Raw genomic sequence first — 22,354 nt, forward strand, 5'->3', positions numbered from 1 at the left:
ACGACAAGTACTGCTGACAGCATGATCAGCCTCGAGATCTACGACGGCGTTGTCGAGATCGTGCTCGACGCACCCCACAAGCTGAATGCGCTCGACGACCGCGCGTTGGCCGATCTGTCGGCCGCTTTCGACGACGCCGCCAAGGGGTCGGTACGCGCACTGCTGCTGCGCGGGGAGGGCCGGGCGTTCTGCGCAGGGCGCGACATCTCCGGTGTCGATGCCCGGGACGACGACGCCGGGGGATACCTCGACGGGCGCGTCACGCCGTTGCTGCGAAAGATCGCCGCGTTTCCCGCTCCCACCTTCGCCGCGGCGCAGGGCGCTTGCCTCGGCGTCGGTCTGGGGCTCCTCGTGGCCACTGATGTCGTCTACGTGGCGGACAACGCGAAGATCGGCTCGCCCTTCGCGAACCTCGGAGCCACCCTGGATTCCGGGGGGCACTGGCTGTTCACGGAGCGGCTGGGTGCGCACCGGACACTGGATCTGGTGTACACCGCGGAGCTCATGAGCGGGGCGGAAGCCGTGGCGGGCGGCCTGTTCAGCCGATCCGTCCCAGCTGTGGACCTGCTCGATTTCACCCGGCGTCGTGTCCATGCGGTTGTCGATGGTGCCACCGCCGCCTTCCGGGAATCGAAAAAACTCGTGTCAGCGATCCGGGACCAGCGGCTCGGCCTGTGGGAAGCGCTGGCGCAGGAGAACGCTGCACAGGGCGCACTCAGCAAGACCGCCGACTACGCGGAGGGTTTCGCCGCCTTCCAGCAGAAGCGCAAACCGACCTTTACCGGCTGAGGTTGCGACTACCGGGTGTCAAGGTCCTCGAACACCAGGAAGGTCTGGGTATCGAGCACGCCGGGCATGGACTGCAGCTGATCGAAGATGACACGCCGGAGACCCACGTTGTCCTCGGCGCGCACCAGGAGAAGAACGTCGAAGTCCCCGCCGACCAGGGCGATATGGTGAATCTCCGGGACCTCCCGCAGCTTCTCCCGAAGTTCACGCCAAGCGTGTTGCCGGACCTTGAGCGTGACATACGCGGAGGATTTGAGGCCGGCCTTCGCAGGGTCGATGATCGCGGTGAACCGCGTGATGACGCCGTCGTCGGTCAGCTTGGCGATACGGGAGTAGGCATGCGCGCGGGAGATATGGACGTTGTCCGCCACCGCAGTCACCGACTGCCGGGCATCGCGTGTGAGCTCCGCCAGGATCTTCCGGTCCACCTCATCCAGTGCTCTTTCCACCACGTGTCCACACTCTCCGCCGTAATCCAGCTCACACGATCTCTTCGTCTCCAAGATTAGTCCAATTTGGCAATTACATCCACACTTTTATCGACTTGTGGCGACGATTCGCGGTGAAAGCGATACTTGGGGTGACACAGCATCCATAAGCCGTTGCCGTGTTCCAGGACATCGAGCCGCTGACCGGGCGGCCAATGGAGGCGAAGAATGACTATCCCCGCAAATCGGCACTTCGACAGTCCGACGAAGGACGGCGAGCGCCGCGGCGGCAACCCCGAGGCGGCCCTCCTGCCGTCGTCGAGCCCGGTGCAGCTGATCGATCCCTCCGGCATTCACCAGCACGATGACCGCTATCCGCTGCCCGACGGCGACGAACTGGTCCGAGCCTATGCCCGCCTGGTCACCGGCCGCAGGGTCAACGACCAGGCCAACGCCCTCGTCCGGCAGGGACGGATGGCGGTGTACCCGTCCTCCCATGGGCAGGAGGCATGCCAGGTGGCTGCCGCCGTCGTGCTCGGGAAGCAGGACTGGCTGTTCCCCACCTACCGCGACACCGTGGCCGTCATCACGCGCGGGGTCGACCCGCTTGAGGTGCTGACCCTGCTACGTGGCGACTGGCACTCCGGCTACGACCCCTACGAACACAACGTCGCCACACAGGCCACGCCGCTCGCGACCCAATTGCTGCACGCCGTCGGTGTTGCCCATGCGGCCAAGCTGCGCGGCGAGAACACCGTGGTGCTCGCCATGTGCGGTGACGGCGCCACGAGCGAGGGCGACTTCCACGAGGCACTCAACTTCGCGGCAGTGTTCCATGTCCCTGTGGTCTTCTTCGTCCAGAACAATGAATACGCCATTTCGGTGCCGTTGAAGAACCAGTCGGTCGCGCCGTCCCTGGCACACAAGGGGATCGGTTACGGCATGCCCGGCGAGCGCGTGGACGGCAACGACGTCGCCGCGCTGCTGTCGGTCCTTGGCGCCGCAGTATCCCGGGCACGCGTCGGCGGCGGCCCCTCCCTCGTCGAGGCCCACACCTACCGGATGCAGGCACACACCAACGCCGACGACGCCACGAGGTACCGCTCGGCCGCCGACGTCGACAAGTGGATTCCGAAGGATCCGCTGAGCCGCATGCGGACCTACCTGCGGAGCCTGAACCTGCTCGACGACGACGCCGAGGCCAGGCTCGCAGCGGAGGCCGAGGGGCTTGCCGCCTCGATCCGCGACGGGCTCAACAAGGAGGTCGAGGTGAATCCGCAGGACCTCTTCGCCTATGTCTACTCCCAGAAGACTTCCCAGCTGCGCGAGCAGGCCGAAATGCTCCGCGAGGAACTGACCCGCGAGGAAATTCCATCATGACCCAGATCGCCGAGCGCACGGCAGGCTCCGCTCCCGGTTCCACTGCAGCCCCGGTCACCTTCGCCAAGGCGCTGAACGCGGCCCTTGCCGATGCCATGGAGGCCGACGCCTCGGTCCTGATGTTCGGCGAGGACGTCGGCCCGCTGGGAGGCGTCTTCCGCGTCACCGACGGACTTACGGCGCGTTTCGGCGAAGAACGCTGCTTCGATACGCCATTGGCCGAGGCAGGCATCATGGGCATGGCCATCGGCATGGCGATGAACGGAATGCGCCCCGTCGTCGAGATGCAGTTCGACGCCTTCGCCTATCCCGCCTTCGAGCAGGTGGTCAGCCATGTCGCGAAGATCCCCAACCGGACCAAGGGCAAGGTCCTCCTCCCGATGGTCATCCGCATCCCCTACGCCGGCGGGATCGGGGGAGTGGAGCACCACTGCGACTCCTCGGAGGCCTACTACGCCCACACCCCGGGCCTCACGGTCCTTGCCCCGGCAACCGTCCGCGATGCCTATCTGATGCTGCGTGAGGCGATCGCGCTGTCCGACCCCGTGGTGTTCCTCGAACCGAAGAAGCTGTACTGGTCGAAGGAGACGCTCGACCTGGACGAGCTCCGCCGGACCTTCGACGAGCAGGCCGGGCCCCGGTCCATCGGCAGTGCTGTCGTTGCAAGGGCGGGCACGGACGCCACGTTGATCGCCTATGGCCCGTCGGTTCCCACGGCCCTGGCTGCTGCAGCCGCGGCAGCAGAGGAAGGGCGTTCCCTCGAGGTGATCGACGTCCGCTCGATCGTTCCGTTCGACGACGAGACAGTATGCGAGAGTGTCCGCAGGACAGGCCGCGCCGTCGTGATCGCCGAAGCGCCGGGCTTTGCCTCCGTTGCCTCGGAAATCGTGGCACGCGTCCAGGAACGCTGCTTCCATTCGCTTGCGGCGCCGGTGCTGCGCGTCACGGGCTTCGACATCCCCTACCCTTCCCCGAAGCTCGAATCCTATTACCTGCCGAGCGTCGACCGCATTCTCGATGCCGTCGACGCCCTGCAGTGGGAGGACCGACCATGAGTGCCGAAGCACTGACACCGGCCCTGCTGGTGTTCAACCTCCCTGATCTCGGCGAGGGCCTCACCGAGGCCGAGCTCGTGGCCTGGCTCGTCAAGGAGGGCGACGAGGTGGTTGTGGACCAGGCCATCGCCGAGGTGGAAACCGCCAAATCGGTGGTCGAGGTACCCTCACGCTTCGCCGGAACGGTGGCCGTGCTGCACGGAACTCCGGGGGAAACGCTCGACGTGGGAGCGCCACTGATCTCGGTGCGCGCCCCTGGCACGGCGGAGACGGCGACGCCCGACGTGCACGGTTCCGCGGTCGAAGCCGCTGCCGCAGCCGAGGCGTACCGCTCGGAGGAGCGTGCAGGAATCTCCCCGACGGCTGCGCTCGATCAGGCGCCGGTGCCCGAGGCGGAAAGCGGTTCGGGGAACGTCCTGATCGGTTACGGGACACCGGGCGGATTGACCGGGGGCCGCACCAGGAAACGCAGAACCGAAACGTTCCCGTCGCGGCAGGAAAGTGGGCAGGCCGTTCGTGAACCCGTTGCCGGTGCCTCAGCCGCCGGCGGATCAGCCGACCGCGGCGAAGACGGAATCGCCGTCCGGCGCGCGGTGCTGTGTGTCTCGCCGCTGGTCCGGAAGGCTGCCCGGGAGGCAGGACTGACGCTGGGCAATATCCCCGGCAGCGGCCCGGATGGGCTGATCCTCCGCCGCGACGTCGAGGCAGCGTCGGCCGCCCAGGCAGGACCGCCGTCGTCCTCCCCGCCTGCAGCGAGCGTTGCTGCGCCGGAAACGAGCCCTTCGTCACCCGAGGTGGGAGCATCTGTTCCTGGGACCGATCCGCGCTCCGGGCTGCCGGTGCTCGACCGGACCCCGTTGCGCGGCGTGCGGAAGACCGTGGCGGACACGATGTCCCGCAGCCGGCGGGAAATACCCGAGGCAACAGTGTGGGTGGACGCGGACGTCACGGCTCTCGTCGAGTTGCGGGCCCAACTGAAGATGCGCGGGGCGGAGTCCGCGCCGGGCCTGCTCGCCTTCATTGCCCGGTTCGTGGTGGCGGGGCTTGCCCGGTACCCCGAACTGAATACGCGCATCAATACCCTTGATGACGGCTCACAGGAGATCCTCCGGGTGGCAGGGGTGAATCTGGGGCTGGCTGCACAGACGGACCGGGGTCTCCTGGTGCCGAGTGTCAGGAACGCCGACCGGATGAACACACGGGAGCTCGACGTCGAGATCCGACGGCTCGCCGCCCTTGCGCGCGAGGGCAAGGCGACGCCCGCGGACCTCACTTCCGGGACGTTCACCCTCAACAACTACGGCGTTTTCGGGGTGGACGGCAGTGCGGCCATCATCAACTTCCCGGAATCGGCCATCCTCGGAGTCGGCAGGATCATCGACCGCCCGTGGGTCGTGGACGGCGTACTGGCCGTCCGCAAGGTGACGGAACTGACGCTGACCTTCGATCACCGCGTGTGTGACGGGGGAACCGCCGGAGGTTTCCTCCGTTACGTCGCAGATGCCATGGAGAACCCGGGGAGCGTGCTCGCCGACCTGTAGCCCGGCGAGCTGGACCATCAACTCGAACTGGCTTGTTTCTCGAACTGGTGCGCTGCCTGTTGAACAAGGGCGTGTGCATGCCGCACCACCTCCAGGTCGGTTGCAGGGGCAGCGAGCTGCACCGTCTCAAGGGTGATCAGCTCGACGCCGGGAATCTCCGCCACCTGTGGTTCGAAATCGTGGCCGAGCGCAAGGTCGAGGACGATCAGGGCCTTTCCTGATCGTCGCCGTGAGAGCGAAAGGACGTGTTCGGTGACGGGGGCTCCCGCACCGCTGCATCCGATAAGGATGTCTGCCCGCGCCATCGCCGCGGGCAGTTCGCGGATTCCTAACGCCGTCCCGCCCCTCTGGGTCGTGAAAGCTTCGGCCCGGCCGGACCAGGAGAAGACGCAGATCGCCGAGCAGTCCCGGCTCTTGAGCAGTTCCATGACGCAGCCCGCCAGGTTTCCGGTGCCCAGGACCACCACGCAGGCGTCGGAGAGGGCGGGGCGTGGGAAGCCGGTCGCGATGTCGAGGGCCACCGCGGCAATCGAAGATCCCGTGCTGCACCGGTCCACCCAGGCTTCCACTTCGTCCGCCGTGCGCGACGCCGCCTGAAACAGGCGGACCAATTGCGCGCTGGCCGTGCCCGCCGCCTGGGCCAGGGTCAGGGCCTTGCGAACCTCGGTGGACATTTCGCGTTCGCCTCCGCCCGCCGAATCAAGGTCGGCTCCGACGGTGAACAGGTGCTGCGTGACGGACAGCCCGAAGCTGTAGGCAAAGAGTGAGGAGAGGGGGAGCAGAGCGATACCCGTGCAATGGCTGACGGACCCAAGGGTTTCGGAACAGGCGATTCGGGCCGTTGAGGAGGGCGAGGTTTCGCAGTAGATCTCGAAGCGGTTGCACGTCGCCAGGATCACGGCTCCGATGACGGCGGAGCTCGTGGTCAGCAGATCCTTGGTGATCTGGGATGAGACGGCTTGGAGGAGGGACGTGATCTCAGCGTCGGTACCCCGAAACGGCCGTACCTGCGCCAGGAAGACGGAGCCATCCTGCGCCGGATGAACCTCCGGGTCCGTGTAGTGGGATGTTTCGGACACAATTGTTCTCCTTGCGAGAGCTGCCGACACCTGCTCGGTATCGAGCAGCAGCCATAACTCGTACGCATAGGGTCGCTCAACAACCTTCGGGAATCCTTGAGGTTTGTCGGCGGTATCCGTAGGCGTGACCGGACAAGGTTTTCCCATGGTCCCGCCGCCACGCTGGAGTCATGAATGCTGCCGGTGATCCTTTGGAACCTGGAGAATCCCTCCTTCCTGTCAGCCCGCCTGCCCGCGCGACCAACACCTGGTTAACGAGCAGCAGGGTCATTGCGTTCGTGGTCCTCCTGGCGGTCGTCACCGTCGGAGGAATGCTCCTGCTCGGCGGGAAGGAAAAGAGCAGTACGCCGCTGGGAGCCGCAGCCGTCATCGACGGCGGACTGGCCCGCATCAACGGAATCGTTCCTCTCGAACAGGACGGGTGGACACCCCCGGACGCTGGGGCGACGGACGTATTCGACTCGGCCGCCGTGGCCGGCGCGCACCGGGTGCGGGTGGTGCTGGAACTCACCGCGGTGGAACCTGGGGGAATTCTGTTCGATCCGACGAATTACTCGATCAGCGGGCTGGCTGCAGGGACGAGCGAGCTTCTTCTCGCGGTTCCGGGAAGCCGAAGCATCCAACAGGGAAGCACAGTGAATACGGAGTTGGTCTTCGAGATTCCCGATCGTGCTGTGGAGCTTGCCCTGGAGGGACCCGATGACATGCGTCTGTCCCTCGGTGTTTCGCACCACACCGGCGGCTGAGCGCGTCCTCCATGGGCACTCAAGGCCAGAGCAGGACGCCGAGGAGGTTCTCCAGGGGCACGCTCCCGTAGTCGCGTGAGTCGATGGATCCGGCACGGTTGTCCCCCAGAACGAACACGTGACCTTCGGGGACCCGCACCGGGCCGAAGTAGGTTCCGTCGATGCGGCTGGTATCGATCCCTGGTTCGAAAACAGCCTTTCCATCCACCAGCAGGATCGAATCCTCGATGGCCACTGATTGTCCTCCCATAGCGACGGCCCGCTTGAGGGTAGGCGTACCTCCCTCAGGGCTGGTGAAGACGATCAGCGTGCCCCGCTTCACCTGCGCTTCGGGAAACGGTTTGAGCATCAGCACAATGCTGTTCTGTGCCACTGCCGGTTCCATGCTGTCTGAAGCGACCGTGAGGGGCTCGATGATCCATAGCCGGGCCACCAGAAGCGCTGCCATCAGTAGGAGCGCTATTCCTATTCTCGGGTGGCGCGCATCGGGCGCCCTGCGCGTGTTCCGCGGGAGCGCCCGATGCATGTGCATGGCTTGCCTGGATCCTACTCGCCGGGACCGAACTGGGGTGGTGCGGCTTTGATGGGATGGTTGGGGTCGCCGTCGAAGTCCTTCATCCCCACGCTGAACTGGACCATCATGTCGTGGTCCTCATGCGGAAGGTTATGGCAGTGCACCATGTACCGGCCCCGGTGGGGGCCGAACTTCATGAGCAGCCGGACTGTTTCGCCCTCTCCGACATACACGACATCCTTCGGCCCGCGTTCGTGGGCGAAAGCCGGCCTGCCGTTGCGGCTGAGGATCTGGAAATCGATCAGGTGGATGTGGATGGGGTGGAACCAGCCTCCTGAGCTGTTCTCGAACTCCCAGATCTCCACGGCGTCCAGCTCCACGTCAGCAATCGTCCTGCGGTATTCGCTGGCAATGACGTCCTGCCAGGTGTCGCTGTCGATCGTCCAGAGGTTGGTGACGTCATCACGCTTGACCCGGAAATGGCGGGTCTTGGTGGCCTGGGCGGGCTTGAGGCTCATGGCCTCGCTGGGGACCAGAGCCGTGGGAACGGTATTCCAGGTCGGATCGGTCGTATCGACGGTGTCACCCACGACGTCGAAGGCCATGATCTTGTTCGTGAAGTCATAGTCCACGTTGTTCTTGTTCGAGAGGTTCCGCAGTTCTATCCGTTGCCCCGTTGTGTACCTCCGGAAGTCGATGAGGACCTCGTACCGCTCAGCACCGGCATGACGGTAGTTGGCCACCTGCTGCGGGACGGGTACCAGCCCACCGTCGGTTCCCACGATGATCAGGGGATCACCGGTGCTCAGGGTTGGCCTGAGTGAGCGGGAGATACTGCAGTTGAGGATGCGGAAGCGGTAGATCCGTTTCTGCACCTTCATCACCGGCCACGGTTGGCCGTTGACCAGGATCACGTCGCCCCAGAGACCGGAATGGGTATTGTCGTCGTAGCCGAGGGCGCCGTTGGCGGCGAACATGGCGTCGGAGATGGTGAGGGCGACGTCGAAATTCCCCTGGGGAAGGAGCTTCCGCTCGATCGGGTCATGCATGTGGTACTGCCCCGCGAGACCCGAATAGGCGTTCTGGGCTGTGAAATGCACTCCGTGGTCGTGGTACCAGAGGGTGCGCGCCGGCTGGAAGTTGGGGTACTGGTAGTCCTTGAAGAACCCGGTGTTGGTCACGTCGCTGGCGTAGCCGTCGAACTGCGGCAGGGAAGCGGAACCATGCAGGTGGGTCGAGGTGGAGAGAAGGTGGCCGGCGGTGGGATGGGTTGCAGGAAGCTGGTTGCTGATCCGCACGACCGCCTTGGTGCCCTGATCCAGACTGATGGTCGGGCCGGGAAAAATCGCTTTGTTTGAAAGCTCTGTCTTGTTCTTCAGGATTCCGCTATATCCCAGGATGGGCGTGGACAGCCGGGGAAGAATGCTTGCAACCCCGGCGGTTTCCCTCAGAAAGTAGTAGTTGACGGTTTTCCCATCAGCAGGATCAATTCCTGTGGATGTTTCCTTGAGTATGGGGGCCTCGGTGAATGCCCTCTGAAACGGCCGGGGCATGTCCCGATCGGCGAGCCTACTGATGGATTTAGCTTCGACAAGTGTGGACGGCAGCGACAGTGCGCTTGCCCCCATTACTCCCAGCCCTCCGAGCAGGAGTACTTGTCGTCTTGAAGCGGTCATGATGGTCTCCTTAGAGCTGATCTGGCGCTCTAAGCGTGCTCCGCGGTTCTTGGGAAAACCCTAAGTTCTCAAGCTTGTAGAAGTTTTGTGACGGCTCCTGCGACACAAAGGCGAACGGGCCTGGTGTACTCCAAGTTCTGGAGTACACCAGGCTCGTTCGCCGGTTCTTTCTATCCGAGTGTGCTCTTACTTCCTTACCTGTTCGTCACCGTCGTGGGTCCTGCGACTCCTCCCACCGAGGACTCGATCCAGACGGTTCCGGGGTTGGCGGTTCCTGCAGCGGCGTCGCGAAGCCGGAGGCTGTACACCCCTCCCGTTGCAGGTGCCACGGCCGCGGTGACAGTTGCACGGCCCAGCACGGGGCCGTCGAGGCTGCCCTTGTGGAGGGTGATGGTGCTGCCAACCACGGAGCCGGTGCCGGTGACCCTGAAGTCGCCGCTCTTCCACTCGGCCCTGCCGATAGCCACCCGATCCGGAACCGGTGTGACCTTGACCTCGTCGGTCCGGACATCAGTACCTACCGTCACCGTGAGCTTGAAGGTGAGCGGATTGTTGGTCATCGGGTACTTGTAGACCGGGAGGTTGAAAGTCGGCTTCAGCGTGGTGTCGCCGGTGAGGGTGACCTTGTCCGGATCGGTAGCTCCGGTCAGGACCTGCTCCCACTTGTAGGTGGCGCCGGAGGTGGAGCCGGTGCCATCCAGGGTCACCGGAGTGGCCGTGGTGCGACGTACAACGGTCTGATCCGCGCCTGCCTGTGCCACCAGGGCGCCCTGAACCGTCACCGGATCAGACTTGGCTGACTCAGGACCGGCACCGTTGGTGTTGCTCGCCCGTACCGTGAACTGGTACACGGTGTCGCCCTCAAGGCCGTCATACGTCAAGCTCGTGACGTCTCCAGCCACTGTCTTCGGCGATCCGAATGCCAAGTTGTTCGAGTAGGCCTGGACCGAGTAGCCCATGATGGCCAGATCGGTCCCCCCTGCATCGGGTGCGTTCCAGGCAAGTGATGCGGTTCCCTTGCCTGCTACCGGCGCTCCAGTGAAGGTCGGTGCGGCAGGCAGCGGATCATTGGTGATCGTGTAGGTTGCCGTCATGTTGTTGGAGACGTTGCCGGAGGGGTCGATCGCCGCGTAGGTGATCGTGGTGGTTGCTCCGATGGAGATGGGCCCGGTGTAGAGCGTACCGGCACCGGTACCGCCCGAGGTAATGGGGTCGGATCCGTCGGTCGTGTAGTAGATGTCGGCGCTCGGCTCGTTGGAGGTGAGTGTCACTTCCTGGGCGGTGGGGGATGTTGCACCGTCACCAGGTGTTGCGCTCACGGTCGGGGCTACGGAGTCCGATGCCGGGATAACTCTGGCGGCGGGGAAGGTCTCACCGACGCTACTGACAGCCACGACGTAGAAATCATATGCTTTGGTCGGATCCAAGCCCGTGATGGTGGTGCCGGTATCTGCCTGACCGGTGATTCGCTTGCCGATTTCGTCCTGCTCGCCTCCAACAGTTTCCCTTGAAACGGCAGTGGCACGGTAGCCGGTCACCGCGGGAGTGCCGGGAATCGCCTGGGCCGGGGTCCAGGAGATCTTGACGGTGTCGCCAGCTGTTCCGACGGGCGCGGCCGTCAGGTTGGTGGGTGCTGGAGGCCCCGACTGCGACGGACCGTTGGGGCAGCCGCCCATTCCGGGACCACCGGGTTCACCGAATTCTGCGATCGTGAGGCCCTGACGGTTGCCATCGATGTCCGTGGCTTCCCAGGTCATCGCGCGTGCACCGCCGGCAGCCGCTGCAATCGCGGCGGTCTCTGCTGAGATGAAGTTGTACGTTGCGGTGAAGGTATCCGTCCCGAATGCAACGCTGGAGGTGTATGCGCCTGAATCATCGGAAGCCGGCTCTCCCGGGAGAGCTCGCACGTCGCGCCGCCCGACGTCGGTTTCCTTCATTGCGGGCTCGATGATCCGCTGCTCGAACTGGTCGCGGTCAACACCGCTACCCACATGTCCCTGAATGGTCACGGTGCTGCCGGTGATGGCGGATGGACCTGTGACATAAGCGTCCTGGACCAGTGTGTCAGCGACGACGGTGCCGCCGAACTTGATGGACACGGTGTCGCCGGGAAGGATGTCGGGGGTGACGTTCAGGCCGGTTCCGGCCCCCCAGCAGACGCCGCCGGGGTGGTTGATCTCGAAGGCGACGTCGCCCGCCCCGACGAGGCTGGAGGCCGAGCCGACCACACCGGCTCCGGGGCGGCTGACCTCGACGGTTGCTGTCTGTCCCACCTTTTCCTGGTAGCCCTCGACGGTGATGAAGTCCCTGTTGGGAAACACGACGAGGTTGTCGGGGAACGTGGGGACAGCCGCGGACGCTGATGGAATTGCGAAGATGGAGGACGTGCAAACGACGGCAAACGCCGTCGTGATAATTCCGGTCCGCTTTCCTCCAAGGGACCGTACTTTTGTTCTTCCCTGAACTTCCGGTGCAGGTTTCATGACTACCTCATTGAGTGGGGTGCGAGAGGGCTTCACGCACACACTGAAGCTTGCGACTCCGACCTTGGGAAAATACTGAGTTCTCCGGCCAGGCGGCTTTTCCTCTGGTTTTTCCCCAGACGGGGGCGCATTCTTGTCCTGAGCGGGACGGCAATGGGGTCGTCCTATCGGGCCCGGTGTCCGACCGGGAATATCAGGAGGATCGAAATCATGGGTAGAAAATTTTCCAGGATGATGGGCGGATTGGCAGTGGGCATGCTGGCCCTGACCGGGTGCTCAGGTGCGGCGGAAGAGACAGCTGAAACGGTAGCGGCGGAAGTGACGGAGGCTGAAACAACGGAAGCCGCCGAAACCACGGAGGCAGCGACCACGGAGGCTGCGACCACGGAGGCTGCCGAGACCACCGGGGCGGCCAGCGAGGCGGCCACCGGGGAGGCAACAGGGGAGGCCAGTGCGCCTGCTGCGGTCGGTCCCACCACCCTGGGGGTGGCGGAAAGCGAGTTCGGCGAGATCGTGGTCGACGCCGGAGGAATGACGGTCTACTACTTCACCCGAGACGAAGCCAATTCGGGGGTCAGCGCGTGCACGGGAGATTGCCTCGTCGCCTGGCCACCGGTGATCAGTGAAAGCGAAGTTCCCGAGGTGGCCGGCGTCACCGGGGAAGTAGGCACCATTCAAACCCCCGAGGGTCAACTGCACATGACCATCAACGGGATGCCGATCTACTACTTCGACAAGGACCTGGCTGCCGGGGACGTCAACGGACAAGCTGTCGGAGAGGTCTGGTACGTCGTGGCCCCAGACGGAACCATGATCCAGTAACCCCCACATTCCGGAATAAACCGGAACGTCGCTGGGCAGGGCGTTGCGGGTCAGACGGTTGCGGGTCAGACGAGTGCTGGCAGGTACGAGGGACGCGAGGGTGATTCGGGCCCCAACGCGGCCCAGGTCTCTGCCAGTATCCGCACTGCCTGCTCCGTGTCCTCGGCCGGATAGCTGAAGGGAATTCGTAGGAACCTCTCGAACACCCCGTTGATCCCGAAGCGCGGTCCCGCAGCAAGGAGCAGGCCGCCGGACCGCGCAGCCAGCGCCAGTTGCGAACTCGAGGGTCGTCCCAGATTGACCCAGGTGCTCAACCCCCCGTTGACGTGGGGAACCTTCCACTCCGGAAGTGCCGAGGCGAGCAGGAACTCGAGGTGCTGCCGTCCGCGCGCCAATTGGCCAGCCCGGACTCCGAGCAGCCGCCGGTAGTCCTTCATCAGCTCCAGGGCGATCAGCTGTTCGAGGATGGGGGTGCCAAGGTCATGGGCGAACCGTGCCTGCACCAGGCGTCCGATCAGGTCTGGTTCCGCACGGATCCAGCCGATACGCAGCCCTCCCCAGACAGTCTTCCCCAGGGAACCGATGAGGACCGCCGACCCGTAGGCAGCCAGTGGGAGAACCGGCTCCGGCCCGTCGATGCGCAGCTCGGCCATGGTCTCGTCAGCGATCACCACGGTGTCGTGGCGCGCAGCTTCAGTCAACAGCCGCTCCCTCGATCCGGCCGGCATGACCTCACCCGTCGGGTTGTGATAGTCGGGCATCACGTAGGCAAGGGCCGGGCCGGCCCGCCGGAAGGCCTGTTCCATGCCGTCCTCATCCCATCCTGAACCGGAGCTCACCGAGACGGGAACCAGCCGGCGACCGGCTGCGCGCAGTGCCTCATAGGCGTGGGGGTAGCTGGGCGCCTCGACCAGGGCGCTGTCACTCCGCTCCAGCAGGGTCCGCGCGAGGAGCGAGATAGCGTGCTGCGCGCCGAGGGTGATCATGATCTGCTGTGGTTCGGTCGGCAAGCCGCGCTCGGCATAGCGGTCCGCCACCGCCTGCCGCAACCGGGGCAGTCCCACGGGATCATAGCCAGGGCCGTTCAGATACGCGGGCAGTTCCTGGACAGCCCGCGCCGTCGCCTCAGTGAACTGGGGAGCGGCGGGAAGGGCCGCCTTGCTGAAATCAAGGAGTCCCGCAGGGTTGTCCTCCGGTGGGGGAGTGCCGCTGCCGGGCATGCCGACGATGCTCCCGGACCCCCGCGTGCTCGATACGTAGCCCATTCCACGCAGGCTGGCGTAGGCGGCAGCCACCGTGGTCCGGCTGACGCCGAGCTTCTCCGCCAGTTCCCGCTCGGCCGGCAGGCGTGTACCAAGCGGAAGGCGGCCATCCAGCACCAGCAGCCGGATGCGGTCAGCGAGGGCGGTATACACCGCGGTGTTGCCCCGCCATTGCCCGAGTTCCGACGAAAGTCGATGAGCGGAAAGTACCAGCATGATGCCAGAGTAGTAGAATTGGCATCTTGTGGTAAGTCCAATTCGACGATTGAGTAGCACCATGCCTTTCCTTTCGATCCGCCGCTGGGCTCAGCTTCTGATAGGGCTCTTCCTCTATGGCGTGTCCCTCGCCATGATGATCCGCGCCGGACTGGGTGTCTCCCCCTGGGACGTCCTCAGCCAGGGGGCGTCGCTGCAGTCGGGCATACCGTTCGGTTGGATGACCAATATCATCGGTGCACTTGTCCTTCTGCTGTGGATTCCACTGCGCCAGAAGCCCGGGGTGGGAACGGTACTCAACGTGCTCCTGGTGGGCCCCAGCGCCGAGGTCGGCCTGGTGCTGATCTCCGAGCCGGATCAGCTCTGGGCGAGGGTGCTGCTTTTCACCGGCGGACTGGTTCTCCTCGCCGTGGCCAGCGGCCTCTACCTCGGTGCGCGCCTGGGGCCGGGACCGCGGGACGGCCTGATGACGGGCGTGCACTTCCGCTACGGACTGCCGATCTGGCTCGTGCGGACCACCATTGAAGCGACAGTCCTCGGCATCGGGTGGATCCTCGGGGGAACCGTCGGCCTGGGGACGGTGGCCTTCGCGCTCCTGATCGGCTCCCTGATCAACTTCCTGCTGCCACTGCTCCGCGTGCCCGAGCGCCCGGATCCAGGGACGACGACGGCGGAACCGCTAGCCGCCAAGCCCGCGCCCTAGGAGTGTCGACACCTAGACTGGGAACGCCTCCGATCGAAAGGGAACCCATGTCCACCGCACTTCCCGAGTCCGTGCCGGATAATCCCTGGAGGGAACTCGGCTCCAACGTGTGGACGCTGTCCACTCCGGGATTCGGATTGAACACCGGCCTCGTGCTGGGTTCCGAGAAGGGTCTAGTCATCGATTCCGGAGCAGGCCCCCTCCAGGCACGTCAGATTTATCGAGCCGTCCGGCAGCGAACCGACCTGCCCCTCGCCGTCGTGAATACCCACGCGCACGGGGATCACTTCTTCGGGAACAGCTACTTCGCTGCCCAGGGCGTCGAGGAATTCTGGGCGACGGCGCGCTGCGGTGAAGTGAGTTCCGAGCACGGCGAAGCCCAGCGCGGTCTGGTAGCCGGCATCGAGCCGGGCATGGCGGCGGACGACGGCGACAACACCCGCATCCTGCCTGCCAATCGCCTGGTGGAAGATGCCCCGGTGGACCTGGATCTGGGCGATGTCTCGGTGACGCTGTTCTATCTGGGCCGGGGACATACCGACCACGACCTTCTGGTGGGTGCCGGAAATGTGCTCTTCACGGGTGACCTCGTGGAGGAAGGAGCGGACCCGGCGTTCGAGGATTCCTTTCCTTCGGACTGGATCCGGACCCTCGGCAAGATCGTCGCGCTCGAGGACCTGTACGACGTCTTCGTCCCGGGGCATGGACTTCCTGTGGGAGTGGAGCATGTGCAAACGCAGTTGAACAGGATGCGTTCGGCCATCCGGGTGACGAAGGTGGCCATGGATGAGGCGTCCACCGACATGACCAAGGCCATTCCCCTGCTGCCGTACGGCCCGGAACAATCGCGTGCGCTCCTCACCCGGCTCCGGACCTTGGCACACTGGCAGTGGCTCGACCGGAAGCACTGACGGCGGGGGAATCTAGCGCCCCTGGTCGGGACGCCCGACCGAACACCTTGCGCTCAAGGGAGTCATTGCGGAACTTGTGCCCTGGATCCATGCGTTCCGCGAGCTCCCGAAAATCGGAAAGGCGCGGGTAGAGCGGTTCGAGCGCCTCCGTTTCCGCAGCGAACAGCTTGCCCCAGTGGGGACGCGCCGACAACGGCGCCAAAGCAGCTTCGAGCTCCGGCGGCAGGGCTTCGACGGCGGCTTGCTCGGACTTCCAGGTCAGGTGGAGCCCTACGCATGCGCGTTCGTAGCTGCTGCTCAGCCACAACCGATCCGCTGCCATGGTGCGGATTTCGGACACCTGGAGCAGGGGGCCCAGACGTCTCCCGAAGGACCGCATCACCGTGATCGCTTCCACTGCGTACTCCCGTGGCACCAGATATTCGGTCTGCAGTTCCTGACCGCTGCTCGGAAAGAACTCCATGCGGAAATGTGTAAGGCGGTCGGACCATGGCCCGGGGACTCCGAACTGTTTGGTGCAGTTCTCTGCCGAGATACCGGGGAGGGGATGCAGTGCGGCTCGTGCAGGGGTGCCGCCGAAAAGATGGGTCGTCGGGCCGGGTGTGTCGGTCCGGTTGTTCAGCGACGCCTGATTGACGACATCGCTCACCCAGTCCGTGAAAAGGCTGACGCTGTAGACGGCTGAGTCACACTGACGGTGCGTCGGTTGCTTCTAGGTGCTGGGTCCTGAAACCCCTCGGCGGCGGCGAGGCTATCCCTTAAGAGCAGCCGTAGTGTTCAGCACCTACGCAGCGGGTGTATGAAGGGTGATGAGCTGTTCTCCGAGTTTTTTGGTCCTTCGGGCGGCGTTCGGGTCGGTGCCCAGGCCGGCGACGACGGAGCCCTGCAGGAGGATCATCCAGCACTGTGCGAATTCGTGGGGCTCATCCAGACCTATCGCGATTGCAGCTTCTTCTACCGCTGATCGCGCATCATTCAGATATGCGAGGCTTGCCGCGCCAACAGGATGCCCGGACCCGGCCTCGAGTAGGGCGTTGATGTAGGGGCAGCCGGTGAAGTCGGGAGTATGGAACCACTCATCGAAAATCTCGAAAATGGCCAGAAGCTGCTCCCGCGGTGTGGTGCCGCGTCGTTCGGACTCCGCCGCGAGATAGCCGATGGTAAAGAGCTGCTTGCGGCGTTCGAGAAACGCGAGGATCAGGTCTTCCTTGGAAGGGAAATGGGTATAGAAGGTGGCTTTGGCAACGCAGGCTGTGCTGATGATTTCGTTCACCCCGACGGCCCGGACACCTCGAAAGAGGAAGAGATCATAGGAGGCCGCCAAAATTCGCTCACGAGCATCCGCCACCGTCGTCTCGATCGCAGTTCCCATGAATCCCCTCAGGTGCGGTGATGATTCATCCACTCTATAGCAGACAGACATGTCTGTCCGTGGTTATACTAAGGTGCCCGGCCGTTCCCCCAGCGGCCGGGCACCGGATAGGCAAAATCCCGACTCCGCGGTGCCGGCGCCGATAAGTCCCTCAGGCCTTTCCGTGCTGGCACCGGCATCCGTCCATCTGGCTGGGACTGGAATACGTGAGTGAGGCACCCAGTGGCGACGTCTTCCCGCACGAAAGTTAGATTCCAGCTCGATCACGTCGGCCACGGTGTCCTGCTCCTCCGGTGGGACGAAGCTCTGGCAGTAACCGCGCAGGATGTCCTGACGCTCATCGAGCACCAGGATTCATTAAGTCCAGGCAGTGCTGCCCCTATCCTCGTGGATCTCAACGGCATGATGACCCTGTCCAGGGATGCTTTCGCTCTGCTTGCAGCATCACTGAACGCCTCGGCGATAGCGGCGCTCGGGACCTCAGCTGTGGAGCATGTGCTGATCGAGCATTTCCATGCCGTGCACAAGCCGCCGTACCCAGTGGAGTACTTCGAAAGCTCCACGAAAGCCCTCGACTGGCTACATCACGTGAACTCCTGCTGACGGTGCCGTCAGCGATGTCATCGGTCGGATCCTGCCGTCCTGGCACCCCTTCTCAGCGCGATTACCGACGGCTTCTTAGCGCGATTACCGACGGCAAGACCGGCAACTGAGAAGCTTCGTTATCAATTAGCCGCGTAAGCGAGCTGGTGTGACGGCTTGAAGTGAACAGATACTGGATTATGGATCTATCTCATGAATCCGAAGCACGACCACCCACTGCTGAGCACGCGAAGCGGGCAGACAAGGCAAGACCGTACGGGCAATGGTCATCCCAACACCGTGAAGCGAACAGCGCGCTGCGCCAAAAGGTCCAACGCCGTTGGGAAAGCCTGCGCAAACTCAACGCCCATCAGCAGGGCCATAAGCCGACCTGACCAGAAATTCCGTGCTGGATTGGCGAGCTTGTTATCCAGTCACAGCGGTCGATCGCGACTGCTGAAGGTTCGGTTGACTCCTCACAGGTCAACCGAACCTTCAGCAGTCCCTCCAGGCCGATCGCCCGGGCCCGCAGGACCATCCTTCATCAGACGTTGAGATCCACGATCGGGGGCTGCAGCGTGAGCGACCGCACCCGGGTGGTGCGGAAACTAGGCTGAGGGGTGTGGATTTCACCTCGGTCGATCGCCAGTATGAGCCCTATGTCCGTCCGATCGACCCTACCGTGGCACGTGCCGCGGAGTCGTGGAGGTGGCGCCAATGGGAAGTTCATCTTGAACATGTGGGCTCCACGGAAGCACCGGTTCGGATGCTTCTAATCCATGGTGCAGGAGGAAACGCTGCAGCGATGTGGCCCTTCGCCGCGCATCTGTCGCAACTCGGAGCTCTCGTGACCCCCGTGGACCTGCCTGGTTACGGGCGCACGCGTCCAGTGGGAAGCGGGCAGGTCTCGTATCAGGATTGGCAGGAGCTTCTGGTGGATCTCACGGAGCGCATTGATGACGACAGGCCGTTGCTGCTTCTGGGTGCCAGCATAGGCGGGATGCTGGCCCTGGACACAGCCGTTTTGAGCGGCAGGGGTGATCGGGTCATCGCGACGTGCCTGCTTGATGCCAGCGATCCTGAGGTTCGATCGGCGATCGTGCGCGCCCCGTGGATGGCCCGGCTCTCCAAGCCGTTCCTCAGGTTCATCAGAGGGCCATTCCGGCGGATACCCCTTCCTCTGCGGTGGATCGCTCCAATGCAGAGGATCTCCAATGATCCCCGGCTATCGGCCCAAGTACTGCAGGATCGACGCGGGGGCGGCGGATCGATGCCATTGGGTTGGTTTCGGACCTTCCTGGAAGCCGGCCCGGCCGTGCTTCCCGAGTCCTACAGCGGGCCCCCTGTGCTGCTGGTCCATCCCGAGGATGATCGGTGGACACCCATACAAATCAGTACCCAGTACTTGAGTCGATTAGCCGGGAAGCATCGCTTCATCGGAATCACCGGATGCGGACACTTCCCCATCGAGGAACCGGGCTTCCAGCAGTTCCTCGATGCGGTGCGTATGGAAATTGAATCCGTGATCCGCACACACCCTCTACCCAGGGTTGCTCGCTGAACATGACTGCTAGGCAATGCTTCAATCAGTGATCTGTACGGTCCTATAAGCCGATCCTTCATCACAACGGTTGAATGAGGCTGGTTCCTTGTCCTGTAGCCCATAGTTTTCGCGATATCTCCTACCTCGATTGCCGTCCCTGATGATGGTTCTGCGTGGGAGGTCACCAGATGCCTAGGTGATCCAGGAGGATGCGGGTGCCAATGAGGATGAGAATGATGCCGCCGGCAATTTCCGCTGGTTTGCCGAAGCGGGCCCCGACTCGGCGGCCGATGAGCACGCCGAAGAACGCAAGCACCAGGGTGGCCCCGATGAGGAACATGGCACCGGTGATGGATACAGGGATGAAGGCGAAGGTGATGCCGACCGCAAGGGCGTCGATGCTGGCGGCTAGCGCGAGAACCAGAAGTTTACGAGTATGGAGCCGGTCAGAGTCCTCCTCGGTGTCCTCGTGGGGTGAGAAGGCTTCCCAGAGCATTCTGCCGCCGATCAGCAGGAGCAATCCGAAAGCCACCCAGTGATCGATCCCGGTGATGTACCGGGCGAATTGGGTACCCAGCAGCCACCCGATCAGGGGCATGAGGGCCTGGAACAGACCAAAGGAAACAGCGATGATCAGTGCGTGCTGAACATTGAACTGGCGCATATGAAGGCCTTTGGTGAGGGTGACGGCAAACGCATCAGCGGACACACCAAGGCAACGAGGAAAAGGGCCCAAAAGGACATAGGTGGTGGAGTCGCGATGGAGCGCCTCAAAGCGCTGGGAACGTGGCGAAACGCCACGACGCACGGGTGGAACCGCAGTCGCCACTTACCACCCCGACACACCAAGTGTTTGGGGGAGCGACCAATCAGGCATAGCTTAGAGAGCCGGAAACCCCCTTGGTCGGGCCGATGCGTCGCAAAAACTATGTGTGCCACGCTCTATCTTCTTATGGCCATCCACCATGGAGGAGTGTTTAACCAGTTCAGACATGCCGGAGTAACGCACCAGCACCTGCAAGCACTCACCTACTGAGAATCCTTCACTAAAGCGGGCCAACCAGAGCCGCAGGCAATTTATCCAGGTCCGTACCGCCATCTTGCCCGCCCAGAGTGAGTGCTTCGTCGACGGTGGTAGGCGGCATTACCACGAGCTTCCTCACCGCAACCTGCAGGACTCCCAGGTCGCTGCTGATATAGGTTCGTAGGATGACCCAACAGGTAGGACAGCTTGCATCCATTTCCCTTGACTGCCAGGACGCCGACGTCCTGGCGGTGTTCTACTCCCGCCTTCTGGGACTCGAGGAGGCCTTCGCTACCCCGGACCGTGGAGTGATTGCCCTGTCAGGAGCGGGGCCGATGCCATTGAAGCAGCTGAGGCGTTGGGCGCTACGCCGGCGGAGCACCAACCAACTCCCGGGCAGTGGCGCGTGCTGCTGGATCCGGCCGGCCATCCTTTCTGCCTGACCGCCGTCCGCCCGGACTGATCGTAGGCGGGGCTTCGTCATCAGCGGAGCTATCAGAATTGGGGGAGAAACGAGAAAGAAACGATGTTTACTGCCAGTGTTGAGGATGATTTCCTCAGGTTGAACTGGAACCCGGGGGTGCGCATCGAGTACGCGGATGCAGTCGAAGCGGCCCTGGCGTTGCACACCCTGCGGGGCGGGGAGCCCATGCCGCTTCTGGTGAATATCGTGGGCTTGCGGGGTGTGACAGCTGAAGCTCGTGCAGGAATGAACGCTTACCGCTCGTACACGAAGGTAGCTCTGGTGGGGGATAACCCCATGGGGGCGGTCCTCACCGCTTTCGCGGGGCGTTCGCCGACCCCAACACGGTACTTCACCTCAGAAGACGAGGCCATTAAGTGGTTGATCCGCAGAACACCCCCACAACAGCTCGAATGAGGGACTAATTCCCGCCCTCTACTTACCTTCGCCTTCACCGTGATTTAGGTGACGGTGAAGATGGGGCTGAGTCCGCTCGTGAGGGGGCTGCTGACGCGGGCACCCTTGAGTGGTGGCTGTCCTAAGGATTCTTACTGGGGAAGGATTCTGGAGAGTTGGTGGCGGTCGTATTCACAGAAGCTGAAGATGGCTTCTTGACGAATTCCTCCTCGTCGCCTCACGCGAACGGCTGGGTGGCGCGTTCTCATCGGACGCCGACAGCGCACTGCGCTCTAAATCCCGGTCCTGCCCTACCGTTTCGTGGTGCGCAGGTCGCCAGTGCACGCGACTTAGCTCATTGACGGCTGAGCTACTCTGTGTCAGAGTCCCGGTCATGACGGAGAAGGTGGCGACCGCGAGTCCGCGCCTCGTGCGTCGTGCCCCAGTGGCGATTGGCGTGCTGGTGACCATTGTGTTGGTGTTCGCGGCGATGCGGGTATGGCTGGACTGGCCGAACATTCTCGCGGGGACCACACCCGGCGACGACTTCGCCGAGCGGTACGTCGCCCACCCGCGGCTGGCCTACCTCCATATCGCGCCGGGTGTCATCTACCTTTTGGGAGCCCCCTTGCAGCTGTCGAGGCGGTTCCGCACCCAGCACTACGACGTGCACCGGCGGCTCGGTCGGGTACTGCTCAGCTGCGCGTTTGTCGCTGGACTGTTCGCGCTCCTCTTCGGGGTGCCCCACGCCTGGGGAGGCGCACCAGAGGCCGCGGCGACGGTGGTGTTCGGCTCCTGGTTCCTGGCCTGCCTCGCGCTCGCGTTCCGAGCGATTCGGCGTAAAGACGTACGCCTGCACCGGCGCTGGATGATCCGCGCGTTCGCCGTCGGCATCGGCATCGGCACCATCAGGATCTGGGTGGGAATCTTCGAGGGCGTCGAGCAAACCCTCTCCGGTGGAACGACTCCGGGCACGCCAGACCCGACGATGTTCGGGATCGCGTTCTGGCTGGCGTTCACGATGCACGTCGCCCTCGGCGAGTGGTGGTTGCGCCGCGCCCCGGCCTTGACCGGATGACAACCGATGAGATCGTGCCCGACGACAGCTCCGTGAACCGACGATAGTCGTTGCCGCTGTCGTCTTCCCCGGCTTCCTCGATACCGTCCTGAGAGCCGCCACAACTCAAAGCCAGCGCTAGGAACCACCTTCAGCTACTTCGGCTGGCCTTGCCTGTTCGGGTTCCTGGCAAGCATTGATGGGCCGGCATGTATACGGGCTTTCGGTGGATAGGGCCTTGGCATGTGTGGAAGCCTTTCAGCGAAGGCCCGATCCTCAAACCATTGTGGGTAGTCACCCCCCCCCCGGGGT

At 63.7% G+C, this 22,354-nt stretch carries 22 protein-coding genes; 13 read left to right on the forward strand and 9 right to left on the reverse strand.

Annotated features, from left to right (window positions below; translation table 11 throughout):
- The first annotated feature begins 21 nt into the window (after positions 1-21).
- On the forward strand, positions 22-789 hold the full coding sequence (locus tag IWX75_RS03295; protein ID WP_196820869.1) for an enoyl-CoA hydratase/isomerase family protein: 768 nt from the start codon (positions 22-24) through the stop codon (positions 787-789).
- A gap of 8 nt (positions 790-797) precedes the next feature.
- Here IWX75_RS03295 and IWX75_RS03300 read toward each other — a convergent pair whose 3' ends face one another.
- Entirely contained in the window at positions 798-1,241 is a 444-nt protein-coding gene (locus IWX75_RS03300; RefSeq protein ID WP_196820786.1) for an Lrp/AsnC family transcriptional regulator, read from the reverse strand.
- Positions 1,242-1,445: 204 nt separating this feature from the next.
- Here IWX75_RS03300 and pdhA point away from each other — a divergent pair, with 204 nt between their 5' ends.
- From pdhA to IWX75_RS03315, 3 genes are read left to right on the forward strand one after another with little or no spacing between them, the layout of a single operon-like run.
- Positions 1,446-2,597: a pyruvate dehydrogenase (acetyl-transferring) E1 component subunit alpha gene (gene pdhA, locus IWX75_RS03305; RefSeq protein ID WP_196820787.1), complete on the forward strand. Its 1,152-nt coding sequence runs from the start codon at positions 1,446-1,448 to the stop codon at positions 2,595-2,597.
- Complete coding sequence (locus IWX75_RS03310) at positions 2,594-3,652, forward strand: alpha-ketoacid dehydrogenase subunit beta (protein ID WP_196820788.1); 1,059 nt, start codon at positions 2,594-2,596, stop codon at positions 3,650-3,652. Before pdhA ends, IWX75_RS03310 begins: the two co-directional genes overlap by 4 nt.
- Entirely contained in the window at positions 3,649-5,193 is a 1,545-nt protein-coding gene (locus IWX75_RS03315) for a dihydrolipoamide acetyltransferase family protein (RefSeq protein ID WP_196820789.1), read from the forward strand. The genes IWX75_RS03310 and IWX75_RS03315 overlap by 4 nt, the downstream gene beginning before the upstream one ends.
- A 17-nt stretch (positions 5,194-5,210) precedes the next feature.
- Here IWX75_RS03315 and IWX75_RS03320 read toward each other — a convergent pair whose 3' ends face one another.
- Entirely contained in the window at positions 5,211-6,272 is a 1,062-nt protein-coding gene (locus tag IWX75_RS03320) for a glutamyl-tRNA reductase (RefSeq protein ID WP_196820790.1), read from the reverse strand.
- Between the two features lie 170 nt (positions 6,273-6,442).
- On the opposite strand from IWX75_RS03320, the gene IWX75_RS03325 reads away from it, so the two are divergent.
- Positions 6,443-7,018: a hypothetical protein gene (locus tag IWX75_RS03325; RefSeq protein WP_196820791.1), complete on the forward strand. Its 576-nt coding sequence runs from the start codon at positions 6,443-6,445 to the stop codon at positions 7,016-7,018.
- A 19-nt stretch (positions 7,019-7,037) separates the two neighbouring features.
- Here IWX75_RS03325 and lepB read toward each other — a convergent pair whose 3' ends face one another.
- The 3 genes from lepB to IWX75_RS03340 form a co-directional block, all read right to left on the reverse strand.
- Positions 7,038-7,550 carry a signal peptidase I gene (gene lepB / locus IWX75_RS03330; RefSeq protein ID WP_334684068.1) on the reverse strand — a complete coding sequence of 171 codons (513 nt, stop codon included), beginning with the start codon at positions 7,548-7,550 and terminating at the stop codon, positions 7,038-7,040.
- Positions 7,551-7,564: 14 nt separating this feature from the next.
- On the reverse strand, positions 7,565-9,208 hold the full coding sequence (locus IWX75_RS03335) for a multicopper oxidase family protein (protein WP_196820792.1): 1,644 nt from the start codon (positions 9,206-9,208) through the stop codon (positions 7,565-7,567).
- 194 nt (positions 9,209-9,402) lie between these two features.
- On the reverse strand, positions 9,403-11,691 hold the full coding sequence (locus tag IWX75_RS03340) for a fibronectin type III domain-containing protein (protein ID WP_196820793.1): 2,289 nt from the start codon (positions 11,689-11,691) through the stop codon (positions 9,403-9,405).
- A gap of 210 nt (positions 11,692-11,901) precedes the next feature.
- Here IWX75_RS03340 and IWX75_RS03345 point away from each other — a divergent pair, with 210 nt between their 5' ends.
- Positions 11,902-12,513: a COG4315 family predicted lipoprotein gene (locus tag IWX75_RS03345; RefSeq protein ID WP_334684069.1), complete on the forward strand. Its 612-nt coding sequence runs from the start codon at positions 11,902-11,904 to the stop codon at positions 12,511-12,513.
- Between the two features lie 65 nt (positions 12,514-12,578).
- Here the strand turns inward: IWX75_RS03345 and yczR are convergent, their stop codons facing one another.
- On the reverse strand, positions 12,579-13,991 hold the full coding sequence (gene yczR / locus IWX75_RS03350; protein WP_196820794.1) for a MocR-like transcription factor YczR: 1,413 nt from the start codon (positions 13,989-13,991) through the stop codon (positions 12,579-12,581).
- 61 nt (positions 13,992-14,052) lie between these two features.
- On the opposite strand from yczR, the gene yczE reads away from it, so the two are divergent.
- Together yczE and IWX75_RS03360 are read left to right on the forward strand one after the other, a co-directional pair.
- On the forward strand, positions 14,053-14,694 hold the full coding sequence (gene yczE / locus IWX75_RS03355; protein WP_196820795.1) for a membrane protein YczE: 642 nt from the start codon (positions 14,053-14,055) through the stop codon (positions 14,692-14,694).
- Between the two features lie 47 nt (positions 14,695-14,741).
- Positions 14,742-15,605, forward strand: coding sequence for an MBL fold metallo-hydrolase (locus tag IWX75_RS03360; RefSeq protein WP_196820796.1), 864 nt, complete (start codon positions 14,742-14,744; stop codon positions 15,603-15,605).
- Here the strand turns inward: IWX75_RS03360 and IWX75_RS03365 are convergent.
- Positions 15,553-16,254: a D-arabinono-1,4-lactone oxidase gene (locus IWX75_RS03365; RefSeq protein WP_196820797.1), complete on the reverse strand. Its 702-nt coding sequence runs from the start codon at positions 16,252-16,254 to the stop codon at positions 15,553-15,555. The genes IWX75_RS03360 and IWX75_RS03365 overlap by 53 nt on opposite strands.
- A gap of 135 nt (positions 16,255-16,389) precedes the next feature.
- The gene (locus IWX75_RS03370) at positions 16,390-16,977 is read right to left on the reverse strand and encodes a TetR/AcrR family transcriptional regulator (RefSeq protein WP_196820798.1); all 588 of its coding nucleotides are present in this window, start codon (positions 16,975-16,977) and stop codon (positions 16,390-16,392) included.
- Between the two features lie 210 nt (positions 16,978-17,187).
- Here IWX75_RS03370 and IWX75_RS03375 point away from each other — a divergent pair, with 210 nt between their 5' ends.
- On the forward strand, positions 17,188-17,580 hold the full coding sequence (locus IWX75_RS03375) for a DUF7793 family protein (RefSeq protein ID WP_196820799.1): 393 nt from the start codon (positions 17,188-17,190) through the stop codon (positions 17,578-17,580).
- Between the two features lie 601 nt (positions 17,581-18,181).
- Positions 18,182-19,120 (forward strand): alpha/beta fold hydrolase, encoded by a 939-nt coding sequence (locus tag IWX75_RS03380; protein ID WP_196820800.1) that lies wholly within the window; start codon positions 18,182-18,184, stop codon positions 19,118-19,120.
- A 163-nt stretch (positions 19,121-19,283) separates the two neighbouring features.
- Here IWX75_RS03380 and IWX75_RS03385 read toward each other — a convergent pair whose 3' ends face one another.
- Positions 19,284-19,766, reverse strand: a complete 483-nt coding sequence (locus IWX75_RS03385) for a manganese efflux pump MntP (RefSeq protein WP_334684070.1) — start codon at positions 19,764-19,766, stop codon at positions 19,284-19,286.
- Positions 19,767-20,484: 718 nt separating this feature from the next.
- Here IWX75_RS03385 and IWX75_RS17620 point away from each other — a divergent pair.
- From IWX75_RS17620 to IWX75_RS03400, 3 genes are all read left to right on the forward strand, one after another.
- The gene (locus IWX75_RS17620) at positions 20,485-20,589 is read left to right on the forward strand and encodes a VOC family protein (protein WP_442858944.1); all 105 of its coding nucleotides are present in this window, start codon (positions 20,485-20,487) and stop codon (positions 20,587-20,589) included.
- Positions 20,590-20,652: 63 nt separating this feature from the next.
- Entirely contained in the window at positions 20,653-21,006 is a 354-nt protein-coding gene (locus IWX75_RS03395) for an STAS/SEC14 domain-containing protein (RefSeq protein ID WP_196820801.1), read from the forward strand.
- A 373-nt stretch (positions 21,007-21,379) separates the two neighbouring features.
- Positions 21,380-22,063, forward strand: a complete 684-nt coding sequence (locus tag IWX75_RS03400) for a DUF2306 domain-containing protein (protein ID WP_196820802.1) — start codon at positions 21,380-21,382, stop codon at positions 22,061-22,063.
- The last annotated feature ends 291 nt before the right edge of the window (positions 22,064-22,354 follow it).

The organism is Arthrobacter sp. CAN_A6, assembly GCF_015751715.1.
GTDB lineage: Bacteria > Actinomycetota > Actinomycetes > Actinomycetales > Micrococcaceae > Arthrobacter_D.